Origin of the sequence: Streptomyces sp. AC512_CC834 (assembly GCF_019049325.1) — a bacterium.
GTDB lineage: Bacteria > Actinomycetota > Actinomycetes > Streptomycetales > Streptomycetaceae > Streptomyces.
In genome coordinates this window covers 212,863-224,445 of record NZ_JAGMUO010000104.1, presented here as the reverse complement: position 1 = coordinate 224,445, position 11,583 = coordinate 212,863, and the positions used below count along the sequence as shown (strand labels likewise).

The window sequence follows — 11,583 nt, the reverse complement described above, 5'->3', positions numbered from 1 at the left end:
CCTCGGCGTCGAGGTGCGGCCCCTGTTTGGTTGTGCGTTGTTTGTGCGAGCAAGACCACGTACGGGGAAAGTGCTGTCGGACCGGGCGTGTCGTGCGGCAGGATCAACAAATGGCGCGTGTACGTGATGTCTCTGAACTGCCCAAGGCCCATCTCCACCTGCACTTCACCGGATCGATGCGGCCCACGACCCTGCTGGAACTGGCCGACAAACACGGCGTGCGGCTGCCCGACACGCTGACCGACGCACTGAGCCGCGGGGAGTCGCCGAAGCTGCGGGCGACCGACGAGCGGGGCTGGTTCCGCTTCCAGCGGCTGTACGACGCGGCGCGGTCGTGTCTGCAGACGCCGGAGGACATCCAGCGGCTGGTGCGGGAGGCCGCGGAGGAGGATCTGCGGGACGGGTCGGGGTGGCTGGAGATCCAGGTCGATCCGACGTCCTACGCGCCGCGGCTGGGTGGCTTGATTCCGGCGCTGGAGATCATCCTGGACGCGGTGGAGACGACCGTGCGGGACACCGGGATCGGGATGCGGGTGCTGGTGGCCGCGAACCGGATGAAGCACCCCCTGGACGCGCGGACGCTGGCGCGGCTGGCGGTGCGGTACGCGGAGCGGGGCGTGGTCGGCTTCGGGCTGTCGAACGACGAACGCCGGGGGATGGCCCGTGACTTCGACCGGGCGTTCGCGATCGCGCGGGAGGGCGGGCTGCTGTCCGCGCCGCACGGGGGTGAGCTGACGGGTCCTGCGTCGGTGCGGGACTGTCTGGACGACCTGGAGGCCGACCGGATCGGGCACGGCGTACGCGCGGCGGAGGATCCGCGACTGCTGAAGCGGCTCGCCGACCGGCAGGTGACGTGCGAGGTGTGTCCGGCGTCGAATGTCGCCCTCGGTGTGTACGAGAAGCCGGAGGACGTGCCGCTGCGGAGGCTGTTCGATGCGGGGGTGCCGATGGCGCTGGGCGCGGACGATCCGCTGCTGTTCGGGGCCCGGCTGGCGGCCCAGTACGGGATCGCGCGGGAGCACCACGGGTTCACCGACGCGGAGCTGGCGGAACTGGCGCGTCAGTCGGTGCGGGGGTCGGCCGCGCCGCAGGAGGTCAAGGGGAAGCTGCTGGCGGGGGTGGACGACTGGCTGACGGCGTAGGCGGGCGGGGCGCACGGGGGTGCGGGGGTTCGGGCGTGGGGTTCGGGCGTGGGGTTCGGGCTTGGGGTCCGGCCTGGAGTTCGGGCTTGGGGTTCGGTGGTCAGCGGAGCCCGGCGAGGAGCGTTCGGGACAGGCGGCGTGCGAAGGCGTCGGCCGGCGGGCGTACGCCGGTCGGGGTCGCGTCGTACGCGAACGCCCGCTGCGCGCAGGCCCCCAGCAGGAGCGACGCGGCCGCGAAGGTGTCCGCGTCGGCGCTGACGCGGCCCGCGGCCTGCTCCGCCCGCAGATACGTGTCGAGGCCCTCGATCGGCAGGTGCGGGCCGGTGCCCAGCTCGCGCATCGCCTCGTCGTGGCGGCGCTTGAGCTGCGTCTGGGCGTACAGCGACGCGGCGATCGGGAAGCTCTGTTCGTAGAAGAGCGCGGCCTGGTGGGCGATCTCCGTGAGGTTCTCTTCGAGCGGGGCCCGTCCGGGCTCGGCCGTGAGGCCCCGGAGCAAGGGGGTCAGCCTCGGGAGCCGTTCGGAGAGGACCCGGATGAACAGCTCCTCCTTGCTCGCGAAGTGCTTGTACAGCGCGGCCTCGGAGCAGTCGGCCACCCTTGCGATCTCCTTGGTGGTGGCGCGGGCGAGCCCGACGGTCAGCATCAGCTCATGGGCGGCGTCCAGGATGCGCTCCCGGGCCGGCTTGGCGGGCGGCATGGCTGCTCCAGTCGGGGCTTGACTAGTGGGTGAGTACTTACTCACTCTAGAGGAGATGGGGGTGAGTGAGTACTCACCCACCCTGGGCGGCCACACCGCGCCGCGTGGAAGGGAGTACGTCATGGAACTCACCGTGTTCGGTGCCACCGGGGGCATCGGTCAGGAGATCGTCCGGCAGGCGCTCGGCGCCGGGCATCGGGTCACGGCCGTCGTACGGGATCCCGCGCGGCTGCACGTGGACGGGGAGCGCCTGGAGGTGTTCCGGGCGGACCTGGGCGATCCGGCGGCGGTGCAGTCCGCGGTGGCCGGCCGGGACGCCGTGCTGTCCGGGCTCGGCGCCCGCAGCCGCGCCGACGCCGGGGTCGGGACCAGGCTGACCCGTACGGTCCTCGGCGCGATGGAGGCGGAGGGTGTGCGCCGGCTGGTGGTGGTCAGTGCCGCTCCGGTCGGGCCGGAGGCGCAGGACGCGGGACTGCTGGACCGGGCCGCGCGCGGCGTCGTATCCGCCGTCCTCAAGGACATCTACGCCGACCTGCGTGCCATGGAGGCGGAGATCGCGCGCAGCGCCACGGACTGGACCGCCGTCCGGCCGCCGCGGCTGCAGGACAAACCGCTCTCGGGCCGGTACCGGACGGTGATCGGCGGTTTTCCGTCCAAGGGGCGCTTCATCGGCCGCGCCGACGTCGCCCACGCGATGCTCGCCATGACCGAGGACACGGGGACGGTGAAGCAGGGCGTAGGGGTGGCCTACTGAGGGCCTGTACTGCCAGTACTGCCAGTAGTGCCCGTACTGCCGGTACTGCCTGCGCTGCCGCCTGCGGTCACAGGCTCACGCCGACCGTCACCGGTTCGTTGACCAGCGTGACGCCGAAGGCGTCCTGGACCCCGGCGACGACCTCGCGGGCCAGGGCGAGCAGGTCCTCCGCGGTCGCCTCGCCGCGGTTGGTGAGGGCGAGGGTGTGCTTGGTGGAGATGCGGGCGGGGCCGGTGCCGTAGCCCTTGGTGAAGCCCGCTCTGTCGATCAGCCAGGCCGCGGAGGTCTTGACGCGGCCCTCACCGGCCGGGAAGGCGGGCGGCTCCACGGCGTCCCCGAGGAGCATGGCCGCGCGCGAGCGGAACGCGGCGAACTCCTCGTCCGTGAGGATCGGGTTGGTGAAGAACGACCCGGCCGACCAGGTGTCGTGGTCCTCGGGGTCCAGCACCATCCCCTTCCCCGCGCGCAGCTTCAGCACGGTTTCCCGGGCGGTCGTCAGCGGCACCCGGTCGCCCGCCCCGACGCCGAGGGCGCGGGCCGTCTCGGCGTAGCGCAACGGCGCGGAGAGGCCGCCGGCGTCCTCCAGCTCGAAGCGGACCCGCAGGACGACGTACCGCTCGGGCTCGGCCTTGAAGCGGCTGTGGCGGTAGGAGAAGCCGCAGTCGGTGGTGGAGAGGGCGACCGTTTCGCGGGACCTACGGTCGTAGGCGATCACCTCGGTGATCGTGGAGGACACCTCCTGGCCGTACGCGCCGACGTTCTGGATGGGCGTGGCGCCCGCCGAGCCGGGGATGCCGGCCAGGCACTCGACACCCGCCAGGCCGGCCTCGACGGTGCGAGCGACGGCGTCGGTCCAGATCTCGCCGGCCGCCAGCTCCAGCGTGGTGCCGTCGAGCAGGAGGCCTCGGGTGGCGATGTGCAGGGCGGTGCCCTCGAAGCCCTTGTCGCCGATGACCAGGTTGGATCCGCCGCCGATGAGCAGCAGGGGGGTGCCGGTGTCGTCGGCCTCGCGGACGGCGGCGATCACTTCGGCGTCGGTCGTGGCCGTGACCAGCCGGGTCGCCGGTCCTCCTAGTCGGAAGGTGGTCAGCGGGGCGAGGGGAGCGTCGTGGAGTTCCTGCACGCGCTCAAGACTACGAGACGCCACTGACAGCGCCGGGCAGCGGGAAACGCCCCGACCGGACGGCCGGGCGTTCTTCGGTCAATGCGGGTGCCGGAGCGGGACGAAGTGAGACGAAGTCCTTGAGGGCCTCGGTGCCTCGGTGCCTGCGGTGCCTGCGGGGGCCGGTTCGGCACGGCCCAAGGGAGGATCCTCCTCTCGTGTCCTGTGCAGCGTTCTGTCTCGTTCGGTCAGTACGAGGGCGGCCGCGCCGTCGGTACGGCGGCGGGACGGGATCGCGAAGCGGTAAGGGGCGTCCTCCATACAGAACGCCCCTTACCCCTGCGGCCTCTCGTGAGCGGAGCAGGCGGGACCGAACAGGCCGGTCAGCCCAGTCGCACGACCGCCCGGGACATGCCGAGAACCTTCTGGCCGGCGCTGGTGGCCGTGAGGTCGACGCGGACGGTGTTGTCGTCGAGCTTGGCCGCCACCTTGCCGCTGACCTCGATCACGGCACCCCGGTCGTCGTTCGGGACGACGACGGGCCTGGTGAAGCGGACGCCGTACTCCACGACCGCGCCCGGGTCCCCGGTCCAGTCGGTGACGACGCGGATCGCCTCGGCCATGGTGAACATGCCGTGCGCGATGACGTCCGGCAGGCCGACCTCCTTGGCGAACTTCTCGTTCCAGTGGATCGGGTTGAAGTCGCCGGAGGCACCCGCGTACCGCACGAGCGTGGCGCGGTCCACGGGGAAGCTCTGCGCGGGCAGTTCGGTGCCGACCTCGACGTCGCTGCACGCGATCTTCGCCGTCGCGGGGCGCGTCATGGGATGCGTCGTGGGATTCGTGGGATGCGTCATGGAATGCTCACGCCTCCTCGGCCGCGCGGGCCACGAGCTTGGTCCAGGCGGTCACGACGTGCTCGCCGGCCTCGTCGTGGACCTCGCCGCGGATGTCCAGGATGTCGTTGCCCGCCATCGACTTGATCGCCTCGATGGTGGAGGTGACCGTGAGTCGGTCGCCGGCACGCACCGGACGGGCGTAGGCGAACTTCTGGTCGCCGTGCACCACCCGGCCGTAGTCCAGGCCGAGCTGCGGGTCCTCGATGACCTGACCGGCCGCCTTGAACGTGATCGAGAACACGAACGTCGGCGGAGCGATCACATCGGAGTGGCCGAGCACCTTCGCGGCCTGCGCGTCGGTGTACGCCGGGTTGGTGTCCCCCACCGCCTCCGCGAACTCACGGATCTTCTCCCGGCCCACCTCGTAGGGCGCGGTCGGCGGATAGGTCCGCCCCACGAACGTCTGGTCGAGCGCCATGGGCTGGCAACCTCCTGCTGCTGCTCTTCGCGGCTGTGCCGACGAGTGGCCTTACCAACGAGTGGCTCGACCAACGGGTGTCTTGGCCAACGAGTGGCGGTGACAACGACACGAGGCCGCCCCCAAGCCTCGGGGACGGCCTCGTGTACGAGCCTGTGTCTATCGCGTTTCGCGGTGCGCGGTGTGCGCGTTGCAACGCGGGCAGTGCTTCTTCATCTCCAGTCGGTCCGGGTTGTTACGCCGGTTCTTCTTGGTGATGTAGTTCCGCTCCTTGCACTCCACGCAGGCCAGCGTGATCTTCGGGCGGACGTCGGTGGCAGCCACGTGAGTGCTCCTTGACGGACGGGTTGATTGTATTAACGCAGGAAAGAGTAGCCGATTGAAGGACCGACCCCGCAATCGGCTACTGAGAGTAGCGGTGACCGGACTTGAACCGGTGACACAGCGATTATGAGCCGCTTGCTCTACCGACTGAGCTACACCGCTGTGATGCGATCGGACCCCGCCTCGCGACGGGGAACCTCTCACACCAGAGCCCCAAAACGGAATCGAACCGTTGACCTTCTCCTTACCATGGAGACGCTCTGCCGACTGAGCTATTGGGGCGAGCGATGAAGACATTACACGGTCGCCCACCGTTCGCCCAAATCCGTTTCGCCGCCCCTGCCCCGGTCTCGTCCCGCCCGCCGCGGGAGGGCAGACCGCACCGGTACGACTATTTCGCTCCTCCGCGCCACGGGCTGATCACCGTCCTAGGCTCGACTCACTCTGCGTGATCTTGCGTCCCCCACTGCGCAGCCCCGAGCCCAGAGGAGCGCGATGCCCGACAGTCAGCCGCAGCCGCCCCACTCGCCCTCCCCCTCGGGCCCCGCCGACCGCGGTTCGCTCCTGCTGTGCGGGGCGCGGCTCACCGACGGCCGGACCGTGGACGTACGGCTCTGCGGCGGCCGTATCGAGGCGGTCGGCACGGCCGGCAGCCTGACCCCGGGGCGCGCGTCCGGTCCCGGCACCCGCCTGGACCTCGGCGGTTACCTGCTCCTCCCCGCCCCCGTCGATCCCCACGTCCACGCCGACACGGCCCTGACGGCCGACGCCCCCGGGCCCGTCTCCTACGACCCCGAGGACGTCCAGCGCCGGGCCACTGAGGCCGCCCTGCTCCAACTGGGACACGGGGCCACCGCGCTACGGGCGCACGTGCGGGTGGGCGACGTTCCGGGGCTGGGCGCGCTGACCGCCGTACTGCGGGCCCGGCGCTCGCTGCGCGGGCTCGCCGAACTGACCGCGGTGGCCATGCCGAGGGTCCTGACCGGGGTGGCCGGGGCCGACGGGCTGGCGATGCTGCGGGACGCGCTCAAGATGGGCGCGGACGTGGTGGGCGGGTGTCCGGACCTGGACCCCGATCCGACGGGGTACGTGGAGGCGGTCCTGGAGGTCGCCGCCGAGCACGGCTGCCCGGTCGACCTGCACACGGACGCCGCCGACCCGGCGCGGCTGGCCCGCCTGGCGGCGATGGCGGGCGGGCTGCGTCCCGGCGTGGCCCTCGGCCCCTGCGACGGCCTGGGCAAGCTGCCCGCCGAGGTGGTCTCCCGGGCCGCGGACCAGCTCGCGGCGGCCGGGGTGACGGTGGTCTGCCTGCCGCAGGGCGCCTGCGGCGCCGTGGAGCTTCCCGACGGCACCGCTCCGGTACGGCTGCTGCGGGCGGCCGGGGTGCGGGTCGCCGCGGGGAGCGGTGCGCTGCGGGACGTGTCCAACCCGGTCGGGCGCGGGGACCCCCTGGAGGCGGCGTACCTGCTGGCCTCCCGTCACGGGCTGCGCCCCGAGGAGGCCTACGACGCGGTGAGCGCGGCGGCGCGGGCGGCCATGGGTCTGCCCGAGGTACGGGTGGAGGCGGGTTTCCCGGCGGAACTCGTCGCCGTACGCGGGGACCGGCTGGCGGGCGCGCTGTCCCTGGCGTACAGCAGGATCGTGGTGCACCGGGGGCGTGTGGTTGCACGGACCAGCGCGGTACGGGAGTACGGCGACTCGACCACCGCGTCGGACCTGGGGCTGCCCCGGCAGGGGCGCGGCGGGCAAGGGCGACGCGACGGGCGGGACGGGCACGGGAACACGGCCTGAGGCGAGCCGGGGCGGGCGGCGAGAACCGCAGGACGGGACAGGGCGGGGGACGGGTCGCGCCGACGGCGAACGGCGAATAATGGTGCGGCGCGGGCGGCCGAAGTCGTGCGGCGCGGGCGGCCGTCGGGGCGTACGGTCGAAGACATGCGCATTGTCATCGCTGGTGGTCATGGTCAGATCGCGCTGCGGCTCGAGCGGTTGCTCGCCGCGCGCGGTGACGAGGTGGCGGGCATCATCCGCAAGGCCGAGCAGGCCGACGATCTGCGGGCGGCCGGCGCCGAACCGATCGTGCTGGACCTGGAGTCGGTCCCGGTCGAGCAGGTGGCGGAACGGCTGCGGGGCGCGGACGCGGCGGTCTTCGCCGCGGGGGCCGGCCCCGGAAGCGGGGCGGGACGCAAGGACACGGTGGACAAGGCGGCGGCGGTCCTCTTCGCGGACGCGGCGGTCCGGGCGGGCGTACGGCGCTTCGTGATCGTGTCGTCCATGGGCGCCGACCCCCGGCACCAGGGGGACGAGATCTTCGACGTCTACCTGCGTGCCAAGGGCGAGGCCGACGCGTACGTGGGTTCGCTGGACGCGTTGGACTGGACGATCCTACGTCCCGGCGCCCTGACGGACGAAGCGGGCACGGGCCTCGTCCGCCTGGAGGCGCGCACCGGCCGCGGCCCCGTTCCGCGCGACGACGTCGCCGCCGTCCTGGCGGAACTGGTCGACACCCCGGCCACGAACGGCCTGACGCTGGAGCTGATCAGCGGTTCGACGCCCGCTTCGGTAGCGGTGAAGTCGGTGGCCGGGAACTGAGGGCGGCGCTGGGCCCGAACGGTCAGAACAGGGGCAACTGTCCGGGGAACTCGGGGACGACGTACCCGTCCAAGGACGGCTGCGCCGCACCGAGTTGCGCCGATCGACGCGAACCGGGGCAGGAGACGAGCTCCCCGCTCCCCCGCGCACCGGGCGGATCATGGCGCGCGTAACGCCCCGCGACGACCGCGATCTCGCGACGGCACTCGGGGCAGTTTCTGCGACGGGAGGACGAGGCCATGGCACCAGTCTGCCCGCTGGGCGGCCGACGCATGACGAAGGGCCCTGCGACCTGCTGTTCAGGCAGGTCACAGGGCCCTTTCGTTCCCGTGTGGCGGCGCCAGGATTCGAACCTGGGAAGGCTGAGCCGGCAGATTTACAGTCTGCTCCCTTTGGCCGCTCGGGCACACCGCCGGGGTTCGCTGCCCGTCGAACCGCTTTTGGGCGGTGCTCTGTGGCAACGACGTAAACGATACCTGATGTGGAGGGGTGCTTCGCCACCCGATTGATCGCCGCTCGGGGCGTGGCGGGTGACTAGGCTTGTCCGGACGCGGCCGAGGACCCCGCCGGGCTCGGCGGCCGCCGATGTACGCCGGTACGGACCCGATACGCGGCCCGACACGCACCCAGATACAAGGAGCCACAGGACATGGCCGACTCCAGTTTCGACATCGTCTCGAAGGTCGAGCGGCAGGAGGTCGACAACGCCCTCAACCAGGCCGCCAAGGAGATCTCGCAGCGCTACGACTTCAAGGGCGTGGGGGCCTCGATCTCGTGGTCCGGGGAGAAGATCCTCATGGAGGCCAACTCCGAAGACCGGGTGAGCGCTGTCCTCGACGTCTTCCAGTCCAAGCTGATCAAGCGGGGCATTTCGCTGAAGGCTCTGGACGCGGGCGAGCCCCAGCTCTCCGGCAAGGAGTACAAGATCTTCGCGTCGATCGAGGAGGGCATTTCCCAGGAGAACGCGAAGAAGGTGGCCAAGCTCATCCGCGACGAGGGCCCCAAGGGCGTGAAGGCTCAGGTGCAGGGCGAGGAGCTGCGGGTCTCCTCGAAGAACCGGGACGACCTGCAGACCGTGATCGCCCTGCTCAAGGGCCAGGACTTCGAGTTCGCACTGCAGTTCGTGAACTACCGGTGACCTGTTGAGCGGATGACGACGAGGGAAGGGTGGGCACCCGACGGTGCCCACCCTTCCCTCGTCTGCGGTCCGCGCGCGTTCAGTTGCGCGAGTTGCCGAACAGCAGACGGTAGGCGACCAGGAGCACCAGGGAACCGCCGATCGCCGACGCCCAGGTGGCACCGTCGTAGAAGTCCTTGCTGATCGGGTGGTCCAGCCAGCGCGCCGATATCCAGCCGCCGATGAACGCGCCCGCGACGCCGATGAGAGTGGTGCCTATGAAACCTCCCGGGTCGCGGCCCGGCAGCAGGAACTTGGCGATGGCTCCGGCCAACAGTCCGAGGATGATCCAGCCGATGACGGTCATGCCGTGATCCTGCCCTTTCTCGCTGTGCCCGCACTGTCCCAGTGCTGTGGGCCTCTTCCCCCGGTGTTCATGTCCTCTGTCCTCTGTCCTCTTGATGGGCAAGACGTTCCGACCGCGCCCGGTGGTTGCGCTGATCAGTATGGTGCGAGCCATGACACCTGCGGGTTCGGAGCTGCGTCGCACCCTCGGTGTGGGCGACGCCGTCGTCGTGGGTCTCGGTTCGATGATCGGCGCCGGGGTCTTCGCCGCCCTGGCGCCCGCGGCGCGCGCCGCCGGGTCGGGGCTGCTCCCGGCCCTCGCCGTGGCAGCCGTCGTCGCCTACTGCAACGCCATGTCCTCGGCACGGCTGGCCGCCCGGTATCCGGCCTCGGGCGGCACGTATGTCTACGGGCGTGAGCGGCTCGGCGATTTCTGGGGCTATCTCGCAGGCTGGTCGTTCATCGTCGGGAAGACGGCCTCCTGTGCCGCCATGGCGCTCACCGTGGGCGCATACGTCTGGCCGGAGCGGGCGCACGTGGTGGCGGTCGCGGCCGTGGTGGCGCTGACCGCGGTGAACTATGGCGGGATTCAGAAGTCCGCCTGGGTGACGCGGGTGATCGTGGCCGTGGTCCTCGCTGTCCTCGCTTCCGTGGTGGCGGTGTGTCTGGGGTCGGGACGGGCCGACTCCGGGCGGCTGGACGTCGGCTTGTCAGGAGGCACCGGCGGACTCCTCCAAGCGGCCGGCCTGCTGTTCTTCGCGTTCGCGGGGTACGCGCGCGTCGCGACCCTCGGTGAGGAGGTGCGGGACCCGCGGCGCACGATTCCCCGCGCGATCCCGCTGGCCCTGGGCATCACGCTGGCGGTGTACGGGTGTGTCGCGGTGGCTGTCCTCTCTGTACTGGGCTCGGGCGGTCTGGGGCAGGCGACGGCGCCGCTGGCCGACGCGGTGCGGGCGGCCGGCCTGCCGGGGCTGGCGCCGGTCGTGCGGGTGGGCGCCGCCGTGGCCGCGCTGGGCTCTCTGCTGGCGCTGATCCTGGGCGTCTCACGGACGATGCTGGCCATGGCCCGGGACCGTCACCTGCCCCAGGCGCTGGCCGCGGTGCACCCGCGTTCCCAGGTGCCGCACCGGGCGGAATTGGCGGTGGGCGCGGTGGTCACGGTCCTGGCCGCCACGGTGGACGTACGTGGGGCGATCGGGTTCTCCTCCTTCGGTGTGCTGGCGTACTACACCGTGGCCAACGCCTCGGCCTGGACGCTCGAGCCGTCCAGGGCGTCGCGGGTCCTACCGGCGCTGGGGCTGATCGGGTGTGTGGTGCTCGCGTGCTCGCTTCCGGTGGTGTCGGTCGTCGTAGGTGTGGGTGTGCTGGCGGTGGGTTTGGTGGCGTACGGGGTGCGGGGGCAGCAGGTTTCGCGGTAGGCGGCGGCCTGGGCGGGGCGCGCCGACGGGCGTGGGGTTGGGCGCGGCGGCGGGCGGGGACGTGGCGTGGCGGCGCCCACGGCCTGCCGCCCGGCGCCCGCCGTCCACCGCCCGACGGCGCCTCGTCTCTCGGTGGGAGCGGGCCCGGCCGGTTGTCTCAGGAGGCCCGTGCGGGCGCCTTGTCCGTCGTACCGGGCCGTCTCCCGGTACATATGGGGAAGTCGGTCCACGGGGTCGGCTCCGGACCTTCGTTGGCCTCCTCGTACCAGCCCGTGCCGTCGACCCAGGCGCGCAGCCAGTCGGTGAGGCTCGGGGCGTCGACGTACCAGGCGTGGTCGGCGTCGCCGGCGTTGGGCTCGAAGAGGAGAACGGTGGCCTGCGGGGAGCGGCAGTCGACGCACGCGTACATCGCGCAACCCCAGTGGGATATCGGCAGGACGCCCTCGGGCCACGGCCAGTCCGGGTCCTTCACGGCGCTCTCGCGGTTGGCGAGGTACTGGGCGACGGCGGCGGGCTCGCCGGAGGGCGGGTTGTCGAGCAGGGGCAACAGACCGTAGTCCGGGCCGAATCCGCCGTCCCCTATGCGCGGGTACAGCTCGGTGAGCAGCGAGGGGAGTGGGAAGCCCAGCGCGGCCTCGGCGCGGGCCCGCGTCGCCCCGTCCACGGGCTCGGGCAGGGAAGCCTAGCCCCACGGCCGGGTGTTCCGCGCTTTGGCGGCCACCCGTTCCAGCAACTGCTCGTTCTCGGTCATGTGTTCATGATGCAGGGCGTCACT

General features: G+C 71.6%; 13 protein-coding genes, 3 tRNA genes and 1 pseudogene. 6 read left to right on the top strand and 11 right to left on the bottom strand.

Going from position 1 to position 11,583, the window contains the following annotated elements:
• Positions 1-110: 110 nt before the first annotated feature.
• Complete coding sequence (locus tag KUM40_RS34615) at positions 111-1,142, top strand: adenosine deaminase (RefSeq protein ID WP_217170252.1); 1,032 nt, start codon at positions 111-113, stop codon at positions 1,140-1,142.
• A gap of 100 nt (positions 1,143-1,242) precedes the next feature.
• On the opposite strand, the gene KUM40_RS34610 is transcribed toward KUM40_RS34615, so the two are convergent.
• The gene (locus KUM40_RS34610) at positions 1,243-1,839 is read right to left on the bottom strand and encodes a TetR/AcrR family transcriptional regulator (protein WP_217170251.1); all 597 of its coding nucleotides are present in this window, start codon (positions 1,837-1,839) and stop codon (positions 1,243-1,245) included.
• 121 nt (positions 1,840-1,960) lie between these two features.
• Here KUM40_RS34610 and KUM40_RS34605 point away from each other — a divergent pair, with 121 nt between their 5' ends.
• Positions 1,961-2,593 carry an NAD(P)-dependent oxidoreductase gene (locus tag KUM40_RS34605; protein ID WP_217170309.1) on the top strand — a complete coding sequence of 211 codons (633 nt, stop codon included), beginning with the start codon at positions 1,961-1,963 and terminating at the stop codon, positions 2,591-2,593.
• Positions 2,594-2,660: 67 nt separating this feature from the next.
• On the opposite strand, the gene KUM40_RS34600 is transcribed toward KUM40_RS34605, so the two are convergent.
• The 6 genes from KUM40_RS34600 to KUM40_RS34575 form a co-directional block, all read right to left on the bottom strand.
• Positions 2,661-3,740 (bottom strand): UDP-N-acetylmuramate dehydrogenase, encoded by a 1,080-nt coding sequence (locus tag KUM40_RS34600; RefSeq protein ID WP_217170250.1) that lies wholly within the window; start codon positions 3,738-3,740, stop codon positions 2,661-2,663.
• Between the two features lie 338 nt (positions 3,741-4,078).
• On the bottom strand, positions 4,079-4,519 hold the full coding sequence (locus tag KUM40_RS34595; protein ID WP_217170308.1) for a MaoC family dehydratase: 441 nt from the start codon (positions 4,517-4,519) through the stop codon (positions 4,079-4,081).
• Between the two features lie 40 nt (positions 4,520-4,559).
• Positions 4,560-5,012, bottom strand: coding sequence for a MaoC family dehydratase N-terminal domain-containing protein (locus KUM40_RS34590; RefSeq protein ID WP_217170249.1), 453 nt, complete (start codon positions 5,010-5,012; stop codon positions 4,560-4,562).
• Between the two features lie 159 nt (positions 5,013-5,171).
• Positions 5,172-5,336, bottom strand: coding sequence for a 50S ribosomal protein L33 (rpmG, locus tag KUM40_RS34585; protein WP_003948671.1), 165 nt, complete (start codon positions 5,334-5,336; stop codon positions 5,172-5,174).
• 89 nt (positions 5,337-5,425) lie between these two features.
• Positions 5,426-5,498: transfer RNA gene (locus tag KUM40_RS34580), tRNA-Met, on the bottom strand.
• A gap of 47 nt (positions 5,499-5,545) precedes the next feature.
• A tRNA-Thr gene (locus KUM40_RS34575) sits at positions 5,546-5,618 on the bottom strand.
• A 213-nt stretch (positions 5,619-5,831) separates the two neighbouring features.
• On the opposite strand from KUM40_RS34575, the gene KUM40_RS34570 reads away from it, so the two are divergent.
• Both KUM40_RS34570 and KUM40_RS34565 read left to right on the top strand, forming a co-directional pair.
• On the top strand, positions 5,832-7,127 hold the full coding sequence (locus KUM40_RS34570) for an amidohydrolase family protein (RefSeq protein WP_217170248.1): 1,296 nt from the start codon (positions 5,832-5,834) through the stop codon (positions 7,125-7,127).
• A gap of 144 nt (positions 7,128-7,271) precedes the next feature.
• Positions 7,272-7,928, top strand: a complete 657-nt coding sequence (locus tag KUM40_RS34565; RefSeq protein ID WP_217170247.1) for an NAD(P)H-binding protein — start codon at positions 7,272-7,274, stop codon at positions 7,926-7,928.
• 22 nt (positions 7,929-7,950) lie between these two features.
• Here the strand turns inward: KUM40_RS34565 and KUM40_RS41810 are convergent, their stop codons facing one another.
• Both KUM40_RS41810 and KUM40_RS34560 read right to left on the bottom strand, forming a co-directional pair.
• On the bottom strand, positions 7,951-8,169 hold the full coding sequence (locus KUM40_RS41810; protein ID WP_254396087.1) for a hypothetical protein: 219 nt from the start codon (positions 8,167-8,169) through the stop codon (positions 7,951-7,953).
• Positions 8,170-8,260: 91 nt separating this feature from the next.
• A tRNA-Tyr gene (locus tag KUM40_RS34560) sits at positions 8,261-8,342 on the bottom strand.
• A 235-nt stretch (positions 8,343-8,577) separates the two neighbouring features.
• Between KUM40_RS34560 and KUM40_RS34555 the strand changes: the two genes are divergently transcribed.
• The gene (locus KUM40_RS34555) at positions 8,578-9,066 is read left to right on the top strand and encodes a YajQ family cyclic di-GMP-binding protein (protein WP_217170246.1); all 489 of its coding nucleotides are present in this window, start codon (positions 8,578-8,580) and stop codon (positions 9,064-9,066) included.
• Between the two features lie 79 nt (positions 9,067-9,145).
• Here the strand turns inward: KUM40_RS34555 and KUM40_RS34550 are convergent, their stop codons facing one another.
• Positions 9,146-9,412, bottom strand: a complete 267-nt coding sequence (locus KUM40_RS34550) for a GlsB/YeaQ/YmgE family stress response membrane protein (protein ID WP_217170245.1) — start codon at positions 9,410-9,412, stop codon at positions 9,146-9,148.
• Between the two features lie 151 nt (positions 9,413-9,563).
• Here KUM40_RS34550 and KUM40_RS34545 point away from each other — a divergent pair, with 151 nt between their 5' ends.
• Positions 9,564-10,808, top strand: a complete 1,245-nt coding sequence (locus KUM40_RS34545; RefSeq protein WP_217170244.1) for an APC family permease — start codon at positions 9,564-9,566, stop codon at positions 10,806-10,808.
• A gap of 157 nt (positions 10,809-10,965) precedes the next feature.
• On the opposite strand, the pseudogene KUM40_RS34540 reads toward KUM40_RS34545, so the two are convergent.
• Positions 10,966-11,559: pseudogene (locus KUM40_RS34540) on the bottom strand (SMI1/KNR4 family protein).
• Between the last annotated feature and the right edge of the window lie 24 nt (positions 11,560-11,583).

Bases quoted from the DNA above. Each gene is read 5' to 3' on its own strand.
- KUM40_RS34550 (WP_217170245.1), bottom strand. From the start codon at position 9,412: ATGACCGTCATCGGCTGGATCATCCTCGGACTGTTGGCCGGAGCCATC.
- KUM40_RS34545 (WP_217170244.1), top strand. From the start codon at position 9,564: ATGACACCTGCGGGTTCGGAGCTGCGTCGCACCCTCGGTGTGGGCGAC.
- KUM40_RS41810 (WP_254396087.1), bottom strand. From the start codon at position 8,169: ATGGCCTCGTCCTCCCGTCGCAGAAACTGCCCCGAGTGCCGTCGCGAG.
- KUM40_RS34565 (WP_217170247.1), top strand. From the start codon at position 7,272: ATGCGCATTGTCATCGCTGGTGGTCATGGTCAGATCGCGCTGCGGCTC.
- KUM40_RS34615 (WP_217170252.1), top strand. From the start codon at position 111: ATGGCGCGTGTACGTGATGTCTCTGAACTGCCCAAGGCCCATCTCCAC.
- KUM40_RS34610 (WP_217170251.1), bottom strand. From the start codon at position 1,839: ATGCCGCCCGCCAAGCCGGCCCGGGAGCGCATCCTGGACGCCGCCCAT.
- KUM40_RS34570 (WP_217170248.1), top strand. From the start codon at position 5,832: ATGCCCGACAGTCAGCCGCAGCCGCCCCACTCGCCCTCCCCCTCGGGC.
- KUM40_RS34605 (WP_217170309.1), top strand. From the start codon at position 1,961: ATGGAACTCACCGTGTTCGGTGCCACCGGGGGCATCGGTCAGGAGATC.
- KUM40_RS34555 (WP_217170246.1), top strand. From the start codon at position 8,578: ATGGCCGACTCCAGTTTCGACATCGTCTCGAAGGTCGAGCGGCAGGAG.
- KUM40_RS34590 (WP_217170249.1), bottom strand. From the start codon at position 5,012: ATGGCGCTCGACCAGACGTTCGTGGGGCGGACCTATCCGCCGACCGCG.
- KUM40_RS34595 (WP_217170308.1), bottom strand. From the start codon at position 4,519: ATGACGCGCCCCGCGACGGCGAAGATCGCGTGCAGCGACGTCGAGGTC.